Origin of the sequence: Prauserella sp. PE36 (assembly GCF_003311655.1) — a bacterium.
GTDB lineage: Bacteria > Actinomycetota > Actinomycetes > Mycobacteriales > Pseudonocardiaceae > Prauserella_A > Prauserella_A endophytica.
Genome location: NZ_QEQT01000046.1, coordinates 1 through 18,896, shown reverse-complemented (window position 1 = coordinate 18,896; position 18,896 = coordinate 1). Strand labels below are relative to the sequence as shown.

Annotated in this window: 17 protein-coding genes; 12 read left to right on the top strand and 5 right to left on the bottom strand. The window is 68.0% G+C overall.

Features of this window, described 5'->3' with window-relative positions:
* The first annotated feature begins 576 nt into the window (after window positions 1-576).
* Window positions 577-894, top strand: a complete 318-nt coding sequence (locus DI005_RS08350) for a helix-turn-helix transcriptional regulator (RefSeq protein WP_113641727.1) — start codon at window positions 577-579, stop codon at window positions 892-894.
* The gene (locus DI005_RS08345) at window positions 891-1,373 is read left to right on the top strand and encodes an SRPBCC family protein (protein ID WP_113641726.1); all 483 of its coding nucleotides are present in this window, start codon (window positions 891-893) and stop codon (window positions 1,371-1,373) included. The genes DI005_RS08350 and DI005_RS08345 overlap by 4 nt, the downstream gene beginning before the upstream one ends.
* A 979-nt stretch (window positions 1,374-2,352) precedes the next feature.
* On the opposite strand, the gene DI005_RS08335 is transcribed toward DI005_RS08345, so the two are convergent.
* From DI005_RS08335 to DI005_RS08325, 3 genes are read right to left on the bottom strand one after another with little or no spacing between them, the layout of a single operon-like run.
* Complete coding sequence (locus DI005_RS08335) at window positions 2,353-3,117, bottom strand: crotonase/enoyl-CoA hydratase family protein (protein WP_113641725.1); 765 nt, start codon at window positions 3,115-3,117, stop codon at window positions 2,353-2,355.
* Window positions 3,114-4,283, bottom strand: coding sequence for an acyl-CoA dehydrogenase family protein (locus tag DI005_RS08330; protein ID WP_113641724.1), 1,170 nt, complete (start codon window positions 4,281-4,283; stop codon window positions 3,114-3,116). Before DI005_RS08330 ends, DI005_RS08335 begins: the two co-directional genes overlap by 4 nt.
* 1 nt (window position 4,284) lies before the next feature.
* On the bottom strand, window positions 4,285-5,337 hold the full coding sequence (locus DI005_RS08325) for a 2,3-butanediol dehydrogenase (RefSeq protein ID WP_228714348.1): 1,053 nt from the start codon (window positions 5,335-5,337) through the stop codon (window positions 4,285-4,287).
* 115 nt (window positions 5,338-5,452) lie between these two features.
* On the opposite strand from DI005_RS08325, the gene DI005_RS08320 reads away from it, so the two are divergent.
* Window positions 5,453-7,423: a pyruvate dehydrogenase complex E1 component subunit beta gene (locus DI005_RS08320; protein WP_112267841.1), complete on the top strand. Its 1,971-nt coding sequence runs from the start codon at window positions 5,453-5,455 to the stop codon at window positions 7,421-7,423.
* 24 nt (window positions 7,424-7,447) lie between these two features.
* Here DI005_RS08320 and DI005_RS08315 read toward each other — a convergent pair whose 3' ends face one another.
* Entirely contained in the window at window positions 7,448-8,107 is a 660-nt protein-coding gene (locus DI005_RS08315; protein ID WP_110343663.1) for a TetR/AcrR family transcriptional regulator, read from the bottom strand.
* A gap of 233 nt (window positions 8,108-8,340) precedes the next feature.
* On the opposite strand from DI005_RS08315, the gene DI005_RS08310 reads away from it, so the two are divergent.
* The 9 genes from DI005_RS08310 to DI005_RS08270 all read left to right on the top strand — a co-directional run bounded on the left by DI005_RS08310 (window position 8,341) and on the right by DI005_RS08270 (window position 17,710).
* Window positions 8,341-8,568 carry a hypothetical protein gene (locus tag DI005_RS08310; protein WP_112267843.1) on the top strand — a complete coding sequence of 76 codons (228 nt, stop codon included), beginning with the start codon at window positions 8,341-8,343 and terminating at the stop codon, window positions 8,566-8,568.
* 16 nt (window positions 8,569-8,584) lie between these two features.
* Window positions 8,585-10,615, top strand: a complete 2,031-nt coding sequence (locus tag DI005_RS08305; protein WP_113641722.1) for a hydantoinase/oxoprolinase family protein — start codon at window positions 8,585-8,587, stop codon at window positions 10,613-10,615.
* An 11-nt stretch (window positions 10,616-10,626) separates the two neighbouring features.
* Window positions 10,627-12,558, top strand: coding sequence for a hydantoinase B/oxoprolinase family protein (locus DI005_RS08300; protein WP_112267847.1), 1,932 nt, complete (start codon window positions 10,627-10,629; stop codon window positions 12,556-12,558).
* Window positions 12,559-12,572: 14 nt separating this feature from the next.
* Window positions 12,573-12,974 carry a carboxymuconolactone decarboxylase family protein gene (locus DI005_RS08295; protein WP_110343667.1) on the top strand — a complete coding sequence of 134 codons (402 nt, stop codon included), beginning with the start codon at window positions 12,573-12,575 and terminating at the stop codon, window positions 12,972-12,974.
* The gene (locus DI005_RS08290; protein ID WP_233520049.1) at window positions 12,971-13,714 is read left to right on the top strand and encodes an SDR family NAD(P)-dependent oxidoreductase; all 744 of its coding nucleotides are present in this window, start codon (window positions 12,971-12,973) and stop codon (window positions 13,712-13,714) included. The genes DI005_RS08295 and DI005_RS08290 overlap by 4 nt, the downstream gene beginning before the upstream one ends.
* Window positions 13,715-13,726: 12 nt before the next feature.
* Complete coding sequence (locus DI005_RS08285) at window positions 13,727-14,500, top strand: SDR family NAD(P)-dependent oxidoreductase (protein ID WP_113641721.1); 774 nt, start codon at window positions 13,727-13,729, stop codon at window positions 14,498-14,500.
* On the top strand, window positions 14,500-16,011 hold the full coding sequence (locus tag DI005_RS08280; protein ID WP_113641720.1) for a long-chain fatty acid--CoA ligase: 1,512 nt from the start codon (window positions 14,500-14,502) through the stop codon (window positions 16,009-16,011). Before DI005_RS08285 ends, DI005_RS08280 begins: the two co-directional genes overlap by 1 nt.
* Window positions 16,008-16,745: an SDR family NAD(P)-dependent oxidoreductase gene (locus DI005_RS08275; RefSeq protein WP_112267855.1), complete on the top strand. Its 738-nt coding sequence runs from the start codon at window positions 16,008-16,010 to the stop codon at window positions 16,743-16,745. Before DI005_RS08280 ends, DI005_RS08275 begins: the two co-directional genes overlap by 4 nt.
* A gap of 806 nt (window positions 16,746-17,551) precedes the next feature.
* Complete coding sequence (locus DI005_RS08270) at window positions 17,552-17,710, top strand: hypothetical protein (RefSeq protein WP_228714346.1); 159 nt, start codon at window positions 17,552-17,554, stop codon at window positions 17,708-17,710.
* A 767-nt stretch (window positions 17,711-18,477) separates the two neighbouring features.
* On the opposite strand, the gene DI005_RS08265 is transcribed toward DI005_RS08270, so the two are convergent.
* Window positions 18,478-18,896: integrase core domain-containing protein (locus tag DI005_RS08265; protein WP_147263830.1), on the bottom strand; the 419-nt coding region annotated here is incomplete at its 5' end.

The following is an 18,896-nucleotide window of genomic DNA, read 5'->3' as shown; positions in this document are numbered from 1 at the left end:
ATCTGGCCACCGCCCAGTTCATCGCCAAACCCAGACGTGGTCCTGCTCGGCCCACCCGGAACCGGCAAGACCCACCTGTCCATCGGACTCGGGATCGCCGCCGCCCCAACACCTCGGGGACCCGCGCTCGGTGTATCGCCTCGCCTCGCTCCACGAACACGCCCTTGCCGGCCTACTACGGCACCGGATCAACCGCGAGAACCCAAACGCCCACCTACCCGACATCCAGCACGTTGACCGCGTCGCCGCGGGATGACGTCCGGGTCGCCGCACGGTCGAAGTGCGCGCTCGCCGACGAGTGAACAACGCGGGGATGTGAAGATCGTCGCGGCGTTGTGGGCAACGGCCACGACGGAGGCCACCGACATCACGAGCAGTCCCACGCGCATAGTCCCGCTCGCGCGGCGGGCGAATCTGCCATCGCGCGGGCGAAGGCCATTCGGCGAGCCGTTCTACTGGGTGCCTCGATCATCACGATGGTGATCATGTTCGCTCTGCCGCATCCGGTTGAGCTGACCGGATCGTTCGACGAGAGTGCCCTTGACTATCGGGTTCCGTAAGGCGTAACTTACGTTAGTGGCCACTTACGTAGATGACGCGTGGACCGCCCTCGGCGACCCGAGTCGGCGGCAGATCCTGCGCCGCCTCGCCGAGCGGCCCTGTTCGGTCACCGAGATCGCCGAGGAGCTGCCCATCAGCCGGCCGGCGGTGTCGCAGCACCTGCGGGTGCTCAAGGAGGCGGGCCTGGTGCTGGTCCGCCCGCAGGGCACCCGGCGGATCTACGAGGTCGATCTTCAGGGCCTCGCCACACTGCGCGAGGAACTGGACCAGTTCTGGGGCAAGGCCCTGGAGAACTTCAAGCGCTTAGTGGAAGAGGAAACGGAGCAACCATGACCAGCACGTCCACCGAAACGTCCGTACGGCGCGAGACCGAGGTCGCCGTCCCGGTCGAGCGCGCCTTCGCGGTGTTCACCGAGAAGTTCGACCGGATCAAGCCCCGTGAGCACAACCTGCTGGCGGTGCCGATCGCCGAAACCGTGTTCGAGACCCGCGTGGGCGGCTCGGTCTACGACCGCGGCGAAGACGGGTCGGTGTGCCGTTGGGCGCGGGTGCTCGAGTTCGAGCCGCCGCACCGGTTTGTGATCAGCTGGGACATCGATCCCCAGTGGCAGATCGAGAGCGACCCTGACCGGTGCAGCGAGGTCGAAGTGCGCTTCATCGCCACAGGACCGGACCGGACCCGGGTCGAACTCGAGCACCGCCACCTGGACCGCCACGGCCCGGGCTGGGAGCGCGGGCGCGACGGCGTGGCCTCCGAGGGTGGCTGGCCGCTCTACCTGCAGCGGTTCACCGAGCTGGCTTCGGGCGCGTGATCCGGGCAGACAGCCACACCAGCTCAATCCGCGGGCACCGGCCGTTGCGCGTCAGCGTTCCTTGGCAATCAGCGGCAGTACGGGCAGGGCGAGAAGTCCGCGGGCACGGCGCACACTGGGCAGCTGGTGGCCGCGGTGACCAGTCCGGAGGTTATGCCCCCGGTGGCTCCCGCGATCGCGATGGTGACGTCGACGACGCCTTGGACGTTGGGCGAGCGCGGCCAGCGGCAGGGTCTCTAGGCAGCCGACGACGGTCTGACCTCCGCTCGAATCACAGCATCTCACGACACAAACGATCTTGAAACAACCCTGAGGAGCCCACAATTGTGGTCGGCTATGCCATCCGGGTGAAATAGTCATTGTTTCCATAGAACACACGGCGAGTGATCGGTAATGGTGGCCGTATGGACGGTTCAGCGATCGCCTGGGGCAGTTGCCCTACGCTGCATTCGAGGATGCACGCGACGGCCGGCGGATTCTGATCGCAAGGGACTCAGCTGCGGGGCCCGTCGTGGCCTATGCGCTGCGCCGGTTGCCGCGCAACGAGTATCACTGGCGCACTGGTGCGTAGCACCTGATGCCCGCGGCACCGGTGTCGCCCGTGCCCTGGTGGACGCGATCTCCGAGAAGCACGCGCAACGCTTGGGGATACGAGCCAAATGCCGGGACGACTACGAACTCGCTGACACGTGGACGAGCCTGGGTTACTCGGTGGCGAGCTTGCGCGCCAGGGGGCGACGTACGGGCCGTTGCCGTCACTCGGCGCCGACTCGCGGGCCGCTCTTGCGGCGCGGGCTGAAGGACCGTGTGCCGCGCGGCGAGCGGAGGGCTCGTACCACCGATCACGGCCGGCGTGCGGGCGACCGGCGAGGGAACCTCGGTGTCGACCTTGTCGATGGAGAACTCAGCAGCGGCGTCGATGACTCACCCAGCTCCGGCAAGGTCACCGGAGTGCACTGGGATCGTGGCCGCACGCCGGTCATTTACCCCGCCACACGGGAGCTCGCTTCTCCGCGAAAGCACGCGCACCTTCCCGTGCGTCCTCGGAATCGAAGACGGGGCGGACCAACGCCTCCTGCTCACGGAAAGCTTCGTCCGTGGTCCAGTCGAGGCACCGGCTGATGACCTCCTTGGACACCCGGACGGCCACTGGCGCGTTCGCGTTGATCCGGCGCGCGAGCGCGAGTGCTTCGGTGACCGCTTGCCCGGGCGCTACCAGCCGGTTGACCAGCCCCTGGTGATATGCCGCCTCCGCCTCGATCGGATCGCCGGTGAGTGCGTGTTCCATGGCCAGCTGGTAGGGCATTCGCAGCGGCAGTCGGAGCAGGCCACCGGCCGCGGCGACGAGACCGCGCTTGACCTCGGGAATCCCGAAGCGCGCGTCGTCGGCCGCGACGATCAGGTCGCACGCCAGCGCGAGCTCGCATCCGCCGGCCAGCGCGTAGCCCTCGACGGCCGCGATCACCGGCTTCCGCAGCCTGCGTTCCGTCATGCCCGCGAGACCCAGGCCGGGTATCACGACACTTTCACCGCGCAGGAAGGCCTTGAGATCCATGCCGGCGCAGAAGGTGCCGCCGGCGCCCGTGAGGATTCCGCACAGCAGGTCCTCGCGTACCTCCAGCTGGTCGAGTGCGGCGCTGACGGCGCCGGTGACCGCCGCGTTGATCGCATTGCGAGCCTGCGGCCGGTTGATCGTGATGATCAAAACGTGATCCTGCTCGTCGACCCGTACCTCGTCGCTCACCGCGGCAGCTCCTTTCCCGATGGCGCGAGGCTTCGCGCGATGACGTTGCGCTGGACCTCACTGGTCCCTTCACCGATCTCGAGGATCTTCGCGTCGGCGTAGAAGCGCGAGATCGCGGATTCGCGGATGAAGCCGTAGCCGCCGTGGATCTGGACGCTCTCGCTGGCGACGCGGTTGGCGACCTCGGACGCGTACAGCTTCGCCATGGCCGCCACCTGGGCATAGGGACGTCCCTGGTCACCCAGCCACGCGGCACGGTAGACCAGCCAGCGCGCGGCTTCCACCTCGGTGGCCATGTCGGCGAGCTTGTGCCCCACGGCCTGGAACTTGTTCAGCGGGCGCCCGAACTGTTCGCGATCCTCGGCATGGCGGATCGCGAGGTCGAGTGCGGCCTGCGCGAGCGACAGGGAGAGCGCGGCGACGCTGACTCGCCCTGCGTCCAGAACCTCGAGAAACTGGCGCAGCCCGTTGCCCTCCTCCCCCAGCAGATGGTCGTCCGGGAGCCAGCAGTCGGTGAAGACGAGCTCGCGGGTGTCGAGGGCATGCCACCCGAGCTTGCGTAGGGGCTGGCCCTTGTCGTAGCCGGGCGTGCCGTCCGGCACGAAGAAGGTGCCGTACCTGTTCCTGCCGTTGTCGTCGGTGCCGGTGACCGCGAGCACGGTCACCCCCAGGCTCATCTCGGTGCCGGCGTTGCTGATGAACATCTTGGTGCCGTTGAGCACCCAGCCGTCTTCGGTCCGGCGCGCCCGGGTGCGGATGCCCGCCGCGTCCGAGCCGGCCGTGGGCTCGGTGAGTCCGAATGCGGCGAGCTTCTCGCCGGTCGCGAGCGGGACGAGCCAGCGCTTCTTCTGCTCATCGGTGCCGAACCGCGCCAAGGGGAGGATGCCGATCGTGGAGTGCGCGTTCCAGGCGGCGGCGACGGACTGGTCGGCCTCGCCGAGGGCTTCCATGGCGGCCACGTAGGACACCAGCCCGGCGTCGGCGCCACCGTAAGTCTCTTCGACGAGCATGCCCATCAGGCCAAGCTCGCCGAGGCTGCGGAACACCTTCGCCGGGAAGTAGCACCGTTCGGACCACTCGGCCGCGTACGGCGCGATCTCCTTGGCGGCGAAGTCGCGGCACATTCGTTGCAGGGCAACGGTTTCCGCTGGCAGGTCGAAATCCATGTCAGTGCTCCTTGGGGTCCAGCAGGATCTTCAGGTGGGAACCCGAGCCGAGTTCGCGGAACGCGTCGAGCCCCTGAGTGAGCGGATACACGCCGGTCAGCAATGGTGTGGGGTCGAGGCGCGCGGTGGCGATCAGGTCGAGCACGCGTGGGATGTCGAAGTTGTAGCCGAGCGATCCGAGCACGGTCCGCTCGAAGGGCACGATCTGTGTCAGCGGAATCGAGGCGGCGCCCCCGCTGATTCCCGCGAGCACGGCGCGCCCCCCTCGCCTGACCGTCGAGATGGCGAGTTCGACCAGTTCGGGCCGTCCCGTGGCCTCGACGACGACGTCCGGCCCGACCCTTCCCGTGCGCAGGAACACCTCGCGCCGCACGTCGGTGACAGCGGGGTCGTAGACCTCCGTCGCGCCCAGCTCGGCGGCACGCTTCGCCCGGTCGGGTGCCGGCTCGCTGACGTAGATGCCCGCGGCGCCGGCGAGCTTGAGGGCCATGAGCGCCGCTATGCCGATCGGGCCCGCGCCGATCAGCAATGCCGTGTCGCCCGGTCGCACTCCGGCCCGCCGGATGGCGTGCAGGCCGACCGCGAGGGGCTCGGCGAGCGCCGCCAGCTCGTCCGGCACTCCGTCGGGCACCGGTACCAGTCCGACGGTGGGAACGGTGACCAGCGGCGCGAACGCCCCCGGCGACGCGAGGCCGACCGAGCCGCCCTTCGCACAGATGTGGTACTCGCCGTGGCGGCACCAGCGGCAGGTGCCGCACCGCAGGCACGGGTCGACCGCCACCCGTGTGCCGACTTCGATTCCCGGGACCGGGGAGCCGAGTGCTGCGACGCGGCCGCTGAACTCGTGTCCCAGCGTCAGCGGGGGCGTGGCCCCGGTCAGCGGGTGCGGGGTGGTCCGGATCAGGTTCGGGCCCGCGGTGTACTCGTGCAGGTCCGTCCCGCAGATGCCGGTGTAGGACACCTCCACGATCGCCTCACCGGGTCCGGGAGCCTGCGGCTCGGGTACCTCGTCGAGCCGCAAGTCCCCTCTGCCGTGCCACCGCAACGATCGCATCCGACCCACCTTCGCGTCAGAGTTGTTTTTTCGAACAATCGGTACAAGAATCGTGGTTCCCCGCCAGATGTCAAGGGGGCGGGCCGAAACCCCAGCAAGACAAGGGCAGAACGCGATGACTTCCACTCAGGCGAGCGACGTCGGCGTCGACGTCGCCGAGAAGACCGAGATGTACCGGCGGATGCGGCTGATCCGCCAGTTCGAGGACCGGGCGTCCCGGCTGTACCGCACCAACCAGATTCCCGGTTTTCTGCACCTGTCGATCGGGCAAGAGGCCACGGCGGTGGGAGCGTGCTGGCCACTCGACGACCGCGACGTCATCACCTCGACCCACCGCGGCCACGGGCACTGCATCGCCAAGGGCCTGGACGTGACCGGCATGTTCGCCGAGCTGATGGGCCGGCGAACGGGGACGTGCCAGGGCCGGGGCGGTTCGATGCACATCGCCGACCCCCGGAAGGGGATCTTCGGCGCCAACGGGATCGTGGCGGCCGGTCTGCCCATCGCCACCGGTGCCGGTGCCGCGGCGCAGTTGCGCGACCGCGGCGGAGTGGTGCTCGCGTTCTTCGGCGACGGCGCGGTCGCCCAGGGCATGTTCCACGAAGCGGTCAACCTCGCCGCGGTCTGGCAGCTGCCGATCATCTTCTGCTGCGAGAACAACCACTACGCCGAGTTCTCCGCCGCGAAGGACCAGCACCGGGCCACATTGGCCGACCGGGCTCGCGGATACGGCATCCGCTACACCCACGTCGACGGAAACGACGTGCTCGCCGTCGCCGAAACGACCACGGAACTGGTCCGCGACCTTCGCCGGGGCGGCGGTCCCGTGCTGCTGGAAGCGGAGACCTACCGCTGGCACGGGCACTACGAGGGCGACCCGGAGCGCTACAGAGAGCCCGAGGAGCTGGAAGAGTGGAAGACGCGTGATCCACTCACCCTTCTCGCCTCGCACCTGGAGGCCGGCCGCGTATCCGAGATCGACCTCGAGGTGGACGCGGTTATCGACGCGGCGGTCACGGAAGCGCAGGCCGCGGAGGAGCCGGCGCCGGAGACCCTGTATCACTTCGTCGGCGTCCCGCGCGAGCCGGTGCCAGAGCCGCCCGAACCCGACGGCGAGATCTTCCGCACCATGGACGCCGTCCATGAGGCGCTCGACCACGAGCTGGCCGCCGATGAGGACGTGTTCCTGGCCGGCATCGACGTCGCGGCGGGAGGCAACGTCTTCGGGCTGATGAGAGGGCTGGCGGAGAAGTACCCCGGCCGCGTTCGCGACACCCCGATCTCCGAGAGCGCGATCGTCGGGGCGGCCGTGGGGGCGGCGATGGCAGGCCTGCGTCCCGTAGTGGAACTGATGTACTTCGACTTCCTCGGCGTGTGCCTCGACCAGCTGATGAACCAGGCGGCCAAGCTGCGTTTCATGACCGGCGGCGCCGTGAGCCTGCCCTTGGTGGTGCGCACCCAGTTCGGCGCGGGCAAGTCGTCGGGAAGCCAGCATTCACAAAGCCTCGAGGCACTGCTGGCACACATCCCCGGACTCACCGTGGTCATGCCCTCGACCCCCGCGGACACCTATGGCCTGCTCCGGTCCGCGATCCGCGACCCCAATCCGGTCGTCTTCGTCGAGAACCGGCTCCTGTACGGGCGCAAGGGCCCGCGACCGCGGCCCGGTCACCTGGTGCCGCTCGGCAGGGCGGCGGTACGGCGCGAGGGCACGGACGTCACCCTGGTGTCGTACTCGAAGGTGATCCACGACTGCGTCGCGGTCGCCGAGGAGCTGGCTCAGGAGGGGATCAGCGTCGAGGTCATCGACCTGCGCACCATAGCGCCGCTGGACACCCAGACGGTGCTGCGGTCTCTGGCCAAGACGAACCGGCTGGTCGTGGCGCACCAGGCCGTCGAGTCGTTCGGCGTCGGTTCGGAGCTCGCCGCCGTCGCCGCCGAGCACGGATTCTGGACCCTGGACGCGCCCGTGGTCCGTGTCGGCGCGGCTCGCACACCCGCGCCGTACGCTCCATCTCTGGAGCGTGCCTGGCTTCCCGACCGGGACAGGATCGCCACAGCCGTGCGGAAGTCCGTTCTCGGCTAGCGTGCGCGCTTCCGGGGGCCGCAGCTAAGCCCCCTCGCGCTCCCGGAAAGAGCGCACCCGCTCCTCCAGATCATCGGCGTCGTAGGACGGGCTCCTGAAGCCGGAGATCAACGTCGCGCAGTACTCGCGGGACAGGAACTCGGCGTCCCACTCGCCGTCGGGCTTGGCCCACTGGTAGGTGTGGTTGTGCATGTTGAGGAACTGCAGCATCGCCAGGCGGGCGTTCAGCTTCCGGAAGGCGCCCGACTCCATGGCCTCCACGAGCAGGTCCTGCACGATCTTCTCGAACTCGCGTCGCTGGCGAAGTAGCCGCGTACGGTTGGCGCCCCGCAGGTGCCGGTAGTCGTGCTCGTAGACCCAGATGTGGTCCAGGCGCGCCAGGATCAGCTCCAGCAGCGTCTGCGACAGCAGACGCAGCCGCAGCACCGGGTCCTCGTCCAGGCCGGCGATCCGCCGCGCAGCGGTCAGCAAAGGGTTGAGAACCCGGTTCTGGATCTCGACCAGCAGGTTCTCCTTGGACCCGATGTAGTAGTACAACGCGCCCTTTGCCAGGCCGGCGACCTGACCGATCTCAGCGATGCCGGTCGCCGCGTAGCCCTGCTTCGCGAACAGCTGTGCCGCCTGGTCGATGATCTCCTGCCGCTTGATCTCGTAACCCGGCCCGTGCCCCGGTGGTCTTGGCATAAGTCCAGAGCCTATGCGGCGCTCCCCGCCGCGCGCGCGGTGCCTCGGCGAACCGCCGTCTCGCTTCCTCCACTCTCACCCGGTCCGGGCTTGTCAGGTCAGGACACGAGCCTTAAAGTGCTTCCCGTCACCGTTTCGTAGACCGACTGGTACACGAAACCCGCCACCGGCACAACACACTGGAGTGATGGCCCGTGAGTGATGAAAAGTCCCCTGCTCCTCGAGGCCTTGCCGTGCCGCGGGAGGAAGTCTCCGAAGAGGACCTGCACGCGTTGGGCGTCGATCTCGCCCGGGACTTCCCCGGCAGCACCGCTGCCGACTTCCGCCGGTACCCGGTCCTGTCCGAGGGCGGCTGGTTCATCGCCGTGAAGCACCAGCGGACGCTCGAGTCGGTCGCCCGCGAGCCGGGTCCGCTGCTCGGCCCGATCATTCTGGCCTCCGACGGTCTCGACGTGAACTGAGAGAGGAGAAGTCACCATGATCGGAGTCGATGTCGGCGGCACCTTCACGGATGTCGTGGCGATCGAGGACGGGAAGATCAAGACCGTCAAGGTGTCCACGGACGTGCGCACCACCGAACGAGGCGTGCTCAAGGGGGCCGGGGAGATCGGCGTCGAGACCGCCGAGGTCTTCAACCACGCCAGCACCCACGGCCTGAACGCCGTGATCACCCGCCGGCTGCCCAAGATCGCCTTTCTGACAACGGATGGCCACCGGGACATCCTCGACATCGGACGGACCTGGCGGCCGGTCGAGGGCCTCATGAACCCGGCATGGCGCCGCTCCTACGGTGACGCCAACCGGCCCCTGGTGCCTCGCTACCTTCGTCGCGGCATCCGCGAGCGGCTCACCGCCGACGGCGGGGTGCTGATCCCGCTCGACGAGGAGCAAGCCCGCGCACAGCTGGCGGTGCTACGCCGCTGCGGTGTCGAGGGCGTGGCCATCTGCCTGCTCAACGCCTACGTCAACGACCACCACGAGGAGCGCCTGCGGCAGCTGGTGCACGAAGAGCTGGGGGACGTCCCAGTGTCGATCTCCAGCGAGGTCTCGCCGCTGGCGAAGGAGTTCGCCCGCGCCTCCACGACCGTGGTCGACGTGTTCATGCGCCTGATCTACGACGACTACACCAAGCGCCTCGACGCCGGTCTGCGCGACCTGAAGTTCACCGGCGACCTGAACTTCGCCGACTGCGCGGCCCAGCTGGTGCGCTCCGACGTCGCGATGGAGCACCCGTTCCGGATCGTCTTCGCCGGTCCCGCAGCCGGCACCGTCTCGAGTGCCCACTTCGGCAGCCTGATCGGCGCGAAGAACCTGCTCTGCGCGGACGTGGGCGGAACCTCCTGCGACATCAGCATCGTCAGCGACGGCAAACCGTTCGTGAACACCACGTTCGAGCTCGAACACGACCTGATCGTCAACGCGCTGTCCAACGAGATCTCCAGCATCGGCGCCGGAGGTGGCAGCCTCGTCACTATCAACGCGGCCGGCGAGCTGAAGGTGGGGCCGGGCAGCGCCGGCGCCGACCCGGGGCCCGCCTGCTACGGCATCGGCGGCACACAGCCCGCCACCACCGACACCTGCCTGCTCATGGGCATCATCGACCCGGAAGGGTTCGCGGGCGGCCGGATGAAGCTCGACCCGGAGCTGTCGCGGCAGGCGTTCGAGGCGCTCGACACGAAGCTCTCCTTCGAGCAGCGGGTGTCGTACGCGTTCAACATCGGCATCAACAACATCGCCGAAGGCGTCACCAACATCGCGATCCAGCACGGCGTCGACCCACGTGACTACAGCCTCGTCGCCTACGGCGCGGCCGGGCCGATGCTGCTGCCAGCCGTACTCGACCTGGTGCACGCCGCCGAGGTGATCGTGCCACCGCACCCGGGTCTGTTCTCCGCGCTCGGCCTGGTCAGCACCGATCTCGTCTACGCCGACAGCCGCAGCGCCTACACCTTGCTCACCGCCGAGGCGGCCGAGTCCATCGACAAGGTCTACCGCTCGATGGAGCAGCGACTGTCCGAGCGGTTGAAGGAGAAGGACCGCGGCAACGTCACCTTCGTCCGCAGCTTCGACGGACGGCTGGCGGGCCAGACCTGGGAGACGCCGTTCATCGCGGTGCCCGACGGTGAGATCACCGCCGAAGGCGTCGAGCAGATGGTGGCCAACTTCCACGAGGCCTACGCCGAGCGATCCGGCAACAAGTTCGAAGCGCTGCCGGTACAGGGCGTGACCTACCGGGTCCAGGCGGTCGTGCACGCCGAGAAGGTCGAGTACCCGGTGCTGCCCGAGAGGACGGAGGGCGAGCGTCCGGAACCGACGCGCACGCTGACCATCCGTTACCTCACCGACGAGGACCTGCCCGCGCACGAGTACCAGCGGGCCGACCTGCGCGCCGGTGACACGATCCCCGGCCCCGCGGTCATCAGGGAACCGTTGTCCACCACGTTCCTCGTGCCCGGCCAGGCCGCCCACGTCGGTGCCCACGGCGAGCTGCGCATCCGCAAGGCGTGAAGGGAAGACCCATGACTGTTTCGCTGAAAGACCTCGACGACGGGCAGTTCACCGAGCGATACGGCGCCGACCGGTTCACCGCGACCGTCCTCGCCAGCCGGATGCGCTACATCGTGCAGCACATGTGCACGGGCCTGCTCAACAACGCGTTCTCGCTGATCCTGCGCGACTGGTACGACTTCGCGGCCACGATCTCCGGTCCGCCGGAGCAGAACTACCCGATGTCGTCGGTGAGCAACAGCCTCGCCATGTTCCTCGGCACGATGTCCGAGGCGGTGCGCAACACCGTCGAGGAGTACGGCCCGGAGAACCTCCGTCCCGGCGACGTGGTGATCTGCAACGACCCCTACCGCGCGGGCAACCACGTCAACGACATCTGCTTCATCCGGCCGGTCTTCGCCGGCGACCGCCTCATCTCGTTCGTCACCCTGCGAGCACACCAGCTGGACATGGGCGGCGTCGTTCCCGCCGGGTTCAGCGGCACCAAGCGCAACGTGTACGAGAACGGCCTGGTGATCGCGCCGACACTGCTCTACCGCGACAACAAGCCGATCAAGTCGGCGTTCAATCTCATCTTCGACAACGCCCGCTACTGCGCATTGCTGCTGCCCGACATCAAGACCATCTACGCGAACCTGCTCCTCGGCGAACAGCTGATCCTGGAGAGCGTCGAGCGCTACGGCGTCGAGGCGTACCTGGGCGCGATCCGGTACAGCACCGACGTGTCCGCGGAGGCGATGCGCACGGCGCTGGCCGAGCTGCCCGACGGCGTGTACGAGGCCGAGGAGGGCATCGACTGCGACGGCATCGACGACACGATCGACTACCGGATCAAAGTGAAGATCACCAAGTCCGGACCCCGCATGGAACTGGACTTCAGCGGCACCTCGCCGCAGGCACGCACCAGCATCAACGCGGGCATCCTGGACACCAAGACCGCCGTCGGGGTCGCGTTGAAGTTCCTCATCGACCCGGCCACACCGTTCACCTCCGGCGCCTACCGCGACATCGACATCGTGCTGCCCGCGGGCACGTTCATCAGCGCCACCCCACCGGACGGCGCCGTGTTCCTCTACTGGGAGAGCACCGGGCCCGTCCTGCTGGCGGTGTTCCGGGCGCTGGAGAAGGCACTCGGCCGCAAGGCGGTCGGCGGCGACTACGGCTCGCTCAACATCCACAACGCCAACGGCGTCCTCGAGGACGGCACTCCGTGGGTCACTACCGCCCAGTGTGGAGGCGAGCACGGCCCGTGGGGTGCGACCGAGGCCGGCGACGCGGACAGCTACTCCGTGGTGTACCAGGCCAACAACCTCGACCCGGCGACCGAGGCCATCGAGTCCGAGCTGCCGGCCGTCGTGCTGCGCAAGGAGTACACACCGGACAGCGGCGGCGCGGGAACCAACCGCGGCGGTGCGGCCGTCCTCAAGGACACGCTGTACCTGACCGCCGCCGAGCACTGGTCCAGCCCGCTGCACACCAAGAGCCCCAGCGGACTGGGCGTCTACGGCGGCAAGAGCGGTGGCCTGGGTGCGACGTGGGTCTTCCACGCCGACCGCGGCGACGTCGTGCGACGCAAGGAACTCATCGGGACCGCCGACGAGGTCTACGCCGAGGCGACCCCGGTCGCCGGGATGCTGAACCCCGACACGAAATGCATCGACCCGGACGGGAAGTACTTCTACTTCGCCAGTACGCCGGTCTGGCACACCAAGCCACACGCCGTGTTCCGCTACCTCACCAACGGCGGCGGAGGCTGGGGCGACCCGACCGAACGTGACCCTGAACGAGTCAAGAGGGACGTGCGCGACGAGTACGTCACGATCGAAGGTGCCTACCGCGACTACGGGGTCGTCATCACGGGCGATCCGCTCACCGATCCAGAAGGTCTGCAGGTCGACGAGGCCGCCACGCGCAAGCGGCGGGCCGAGATGGCCGCTCGGTAAGGAGGAGGAATCGCATGACTTCCGTCGAACTGACCGAGCGTCAGCGTGAACTACGCGAGCAGTTCCTGTCCGAACGCGGGTACTGGAACCAGTTCTGGGAGGGGTTGCTCAGCCTCGACCCCGAGTTCTTCGAGGCGTATCTCAACTTCTCCGCCGTGCCGTGGCGCAAGGGTGTTCTCGAACCCAAGGTGCGGGAGCTGATCTACACCGCCATCGACGCCTCGACCACACATCTGTACGAGCCGGGGCTGCGCCAGCACATCCGCAACGCACTGGGTTACGGGGCGACCAAAGAAGAGATCATGGAGGTCCTTGAGCTGACCAGCGTGCTCGGCATCCACACCTGCACCCTCGGTGTGCCGGTGCTGATGGAGGAACTGGAAGCCCACGAGCAGCGCAACGGTCAGAACTCGTGAATGGCGTTCTCGCCGCGGGCGGACCTGCCGGGATGCACGGCCAGCAGGCCGTCGTGACCGGCGCCGCCCGCGGCATCGGCGCCCGGATCGCCAGGGAACTGGCCTCCGCGGGCGCCGCCGTGACGGTGCTCGACGTCAACGATCCCGGTGAGACCGTCGCGGCCATCGCGGAAGAGGGCGGGGTCGCTTCCGGGCACGCGGTGGACGTGACGGACCTCGCCGCCGTCCGCCGGATCCTCTCGGCGTTGCCCGCGCTCGACGTGCTGGTCACGTCGGCAGCGGTCTACGGCGACACCGTCGCGATCGACGAGCTGGACGAGCCGGAGGTCGATTTCGTACTGGGCGTCAACGTGAAGGGCACCCTGTGGACGATCAAGGCCGCGCTGCCGCTGTTGCGACAGCGCGGGGGGCGGGTGGTCTGCATCGGCTCCGTCGCCGGCAAGGTCGGCGGAGTGCTGGCCGGGCCGCACTACGTGGCCAGCAAGGGAGCCGTGCACGCGATCGTCAAGTGGCTCGCCAAGACCGAAGCCGGGAACGGGATCACCGCGAACGCCATCGCTCCCGGCGTCGTCGACACCCAGATGGTCACCGGCCGTGGATACCGGCCCGACTACTGCCCGCTGGGCCGGCTCGCCCAGCCTGAAGAAATAGCACGGGTGGCGGCGTTCCTCGCCTCACCCGCCGCGAGCTACATGACCGGCGCCGTGATCGATGTCAACGGCGGATACGCGATGGCCTGAGGAGAGAACACAATGGACTGTGCTGTCATCACCGGCGCCGCATCCGGCATCGGACGCGCCTGTGCGCTACGCCTGGCCACGACAGGGGCGACCGTGGCGCTACTGGACGTCAACGGGGCCGAGGACACCCGCCGCGAGGTCGAGGAGCGAGGTGGCAAGGCCGCTGAGTACGCGGTCGACGTCACCGACGACAACGCGGTCCGCGAGGTCATCGGGCGCCTGCCAGCCGCCCCGCGGGTACTCGTCAACGCAGCAGGCATCATCGTCCGCAAGAAGCTGCTGGACTGCTCGGTCGAGGAGTGGCGACGGGTCGTCGACGTCAACCTCACCGGATACTTCGTCCTGCTCCGCAACGTCATCCCGGCCATGGCAGACGCGGGCGGAGGATCGATCGTGCAGATCGCGTCGATCGCCGGCCACACCGGCTACGGGTTCTCCTCCTACACGGCGGCCAAGGGCGGGGTGCTCGCACTGACGAAGCAGCTCGCGGCCGAACTGGCCGAACACCGGATCCGCATCAACTCGGTCAGCCCCGGCGTGGTCGAGAGCGGCCTGAACCGGGACACCCTGAGCAACCAGGCCATCCGTACCGCCACCGTCGACAACATCCCCCTCGGCCGCCTCGGCGAACCGGACGACATCGCACGGGTCGTCGCCTTCCTCGCCGGCCCCGAGGCCGACTTCGTCACCGGTGCCGACCTCGTCGCCGACGGCGGCATGATCAGCACGATCCACTGGGGCAAGGCGGGCGCAGAGCTGCACAGCTTCCACTCGGAGGACCGCTGATGCACAACTTCGCCGCGGTACTCGAACACAACGTGGGCCGGTACCCGGACAAGGTCGTCCTCACCCAGGGCGAGCGGAGGCTGACCAACCGCGAGTTGTCGACCAGGGTCCACGCCCTCGCGGCCGGCCTCCGCGAACTCGGGATCGGGCGCGGCGACATCGTGGCCCTGCTGCTGTACAACCACATCGAGTTCCTCGAAACGGTGCTCGCCCTCAACCACCTCGGTGCCGCCTTCCTGCCGCTCAACTACCGTCTCTCCCCCACCGAGTGGGAGTTCATCCTCGGCAACGCCGAGGCGAGCGCGGTGCTGACGGAGCCCGAGTTCGCCGATGCAGCGGCCGGAATGCCGGTGCGGCACCGGCTGATCCTCGGCGGCGGGCAGGACGGGTGGCACTCCTACGACGACATCGTCGCCCGGCACCTCGGCGAGACGGTGCCGCTGGAGGAGGTCGGCCCGGACGCGCTCCAGCGCCTGATGTACACCTCCGGCACCACGTCGCGGCCCAAAGGCGTGTGCATCACCCACGCCAACCTGCTTCACAAGAACCTCGGCCACATCGTGGAGTTCGGCATCACGAGTTCCGACACCACGCTGGTGTGCGGTCCGCTCTACCACGTCGGCGGACTCGACCTGCCCGCTCTGGCCACCCTGCACGCCGGCGGTTCGCTGATCCTGACCAGGAAGTTCGACGCGAACGAGGTCGTCGACACCATCGAGCGCGAACGCCCGACCAACATCTGGCTCGCACCGTCCATGATGAACGCTCTGCTGCACCTCCCCGGCATCACCGAACGCGACACCTCCTCGATCCGGTTCATCATCGGCGGCGGTGAGAAGATGCCGGTTCCCCTCGTCGAACGGATCCGGGCCGCGTTCCCGTCGGCCTGGTTCGCCGACGCCTACGGACTCACCGAGACCGTTTCCGGCGACACCTTCAACGATGCCGAGCACATGCTCTCGAAGGTCGGATCGGTGGGCAGGCCTGTCGTGCACCTGCGGGTGCGCATAGTCGACGACCTCGGTGAGGAAGTGCCGCGGGGGCAGCTCGGCGAGATCACCCTCTCCGGTCCCAAGGTGTTCGCAGGGTACTGGCGTGATCCCGAAGCAACGGCGAAAGCCCTGCGTAATGGGTGGTTCCACACCGGCGACATCGGCCGGCTCGACGAGGACGGCTACCTCTACGTCGAGGACCGAAAGAAGGACATGATCGTCTCGGGCGGCGAGAACATCGCGACCCCGGAGGTCGAACGCGTCCTCTACGAGCACCCGGACGTGGTGGAGGCAGCGGTCGTGGGCATGCCCCACTCGCGGTGGGGCGAGGTCCCCAAGGCCTTCGTCGTCCTGCGCACTGGCGCCGCGCTCGACGCCGAGGACCTGAGGGATTTCTGCCGCGAACGGCTCGCGAAGTTCAAGGTTCCGGCCGAGATCCAATTCATCGACGAGCTACCGCGCACACCGTCGGGCAAGGTGCTCAAGCGAGACCTGCGGACGCTTCCGGTGATCGCATGAAAGACTTCGACCTCACCGGCACGACCGCCTGGGTGACCGGTGCCGGCAAAGGACTGGGACGGGCCATCGCCGTGGCACTCGCCTCGGCCGGCGCCACCGTCGCGGTCACCTCGCGCACCCGTGACGACCTGGAGAACCTGGCCGCGGAACTCGGGAAGGGCACGGTGGTGCTCCCGGGCTCCGTCAGCGACCCAGGGTTCGCCGAGGAGGCGGTCGACCGGCTGGGCAGGCTCGACGTCCTCGTGAACTGCGCCGGGATCAGCCCGGTCTTCAAACGCAGCGAGCGGGTCACCGACGAGGAGTGGCAGCAGGTCCTGCGGGTCAACCTCGACGGCACCTGGTACTGCTCGCGCGCTGCGGGGAAGCGGATGCTGGAACAGGGCGGGGGCAGCATCATCAACGTGTCCTCCGTGCACGCCACCACCGGCTTCGAACGGATCGCACCGTATGCGGCCAGCAAGGGCGCGGTGGAGGCGCTCACCCGTGTACTCGCCGTCGAATGGGCCGGGCGCGGGGTCCGCGTGAACACCCTCGCACCGGGCTATTTCGACACCGATCTGGCGGGTCCGCTGATGAACAGCAACTGGGGCGAGAAGATCCGCCACTCGGTGCCCCTCGGCCGAACCGGCGAGCCCGCCGAGCTCGGAGGCGCCGCCGTCTTCCTCGCCAGCGACGCGTCGTCCTACGTCACCGGGAGCACCGTCTACGTCGACGGAGGATGGACGGCGCATTGAGCCACCCGCGCTAGACGCGTCCCGAAATCAGGGTGCCGGGAGATGGGACCGGTGCCCGGTGGGCGTATGAGCCCACCTTCGGCGGCCGGCGCCTGTTCATCACAACCGTGGTGTCGCGCAGTCATGGCGAGGAACCTGTCTCGGGCGTGCGTGCCCTGAGCTCCTGGCCGCGGGTTGCGACTGGGCAACGTCGTGCTGTCCCGCGGAACGCCGAGTGCTGCTCGGCGTCGAGCGCGCCCCGGACCGAATCTGATCGCGCCGGACTCTGCCGACGTTCCACGTACCCGAGAGGCGCATGGAGGCCAGCTGCTTCCGCGAGCTCACCCACCCGAGAGCTCGGCCCGCCAGCTCTGTCCAGCTGGACCCGTGAACCCCGAACGCCACAACATCACTTCCCTCTTGGGGCACGGAGGCTGCCGCCTCGTCGCCCATCGTGCCTTGAGCGGTTCCGGCGCCGTCAGGTTCGCGGGCGGCTCGGGCCTGGTTCTTGCCGCGGTCCTCAGCAAGCACGAGGACCAACGCGGGCCGTCGACGCGCTCGCGGGGGATCATCACCGGTCATGAGAGTCCTGAGCCGGTGAACCAGCCGTGCGACCTGTGAGTCAGCCAAGAGGGCGGCGATGCGAATCCTGACCAGATCCTGACCAGCCAACCGCAGACTCCCGACCGACCGTGATCTGTGGAAGGAAGCCAACAGCATGACCGAACACGCGACACCGTCCCGCCGAACCGTCCTCGCCGCGCTGGGAGTCGCGCCCGCATCCGTCGCACCTACGACGGGACACGACGAGGCGGGAGGATGACGTGATGAGTGCGGACATGCGGCTGGAGGAGCTGGGCGTGAGCGGTCTGAACGAGGTCGACGAGCCGGCGTTCTCGGGGCTGGCGGAGCGGCACCGGCGGGAGCTGCACGTGCACTGCTACCGGATGCTCGGGTCGTTCGAGGACGATCGAGGCCGGGGTTGATCCAGTCGCCTTGGTCGAGTCGATCAACGAGGCGCAGGCTCAACGCGCGGCGGCGCGTGCGGAGCTGGACGGATCGTCACGGCCGGACGTCATCACGGACGCAGAGATCTATGCCATGATCGACTCATTGGGAGATGTAGGCGAGGCGTTGTCGGGTGCACAACCGGAACGTCTGGCCGACCTTATGCTCACGAGCCGAGACTATCGCACCACGAACGTCCCGCAACCAATTTCGCCTGGTCAGAAGGGTGGGCCGGGCGGGGCTCGAACCCGCGGCCAAGGGATTATGAGGCCGCAAAATCACCCGTCAGGAGTAGAAGCCGCAGGTAGGAGCGCCGAGGGTTGGCCGTGCTGTCGCATCCGGGGGCACAGTTCGGAACCAGTTCATGGACAGGACCATGGACAACAATCCCTCGTCGGTTCCACGGGCTCCCCAGCGTGCTGCCGCACCAGCTTCGATGAAGGGAGGACCGGCAGCCGCTACCGCCCGCTTCAACGCCGGAACACTGGTCCGACGAACTCCACGAGCCCGACAGCCACAAGCCCTGGCCACGCTCACAGCCTTCCCCGGCGCGCCCTAGGGTCGGCCGTCTCCGCCGGGTGAGGCGGCCTGGTCGTCGCGACGCAGACGAACTGTCTTATATAGAACGGCCGATTTCGACGCGCGGTCGGCCCGCTACTCCTGATCGGCTGGGCTGAAGTGGGCCCCGGCTTCCTGCAAGCGATCGGTTGATACGCCCCGGGTCTGGTGCAGGTCTTGTTGTCTGTCACCCAGCCCGGGCGGGCTGGACGGGTTGATCGTAGCTTGACGTGCGGTGGGCGGCCTCGATGGCCGCCGGGGTGCGTTGGCCGAGCTCGCCGTGGAGGCGGCGGTGGTTGTACCAGTCGACGTATTCGGCCACGGCGAGCTCAACATCCCGAATCGATTGCCATCCGCGACCAAGAACGATCGGGTTATGGATCAACTCGCCCTTGAGCAACGAGTTGAATGCCTCAGCCATCGCATTATCGTAGGAATCCCCACGCGAACCAACGGAGGCGACCACTTCTGCGTCGGCCAAGCGCTCAGTATAACGAATCGCACGATATTGAACTCCACGGTCGGAATGATGTACAAGTCCGGTCACGTCTTGCCCGGCTCGTTTCCTGGCCCAGATCCCCATCTCCAACGCGTCAAGGGCGAGAT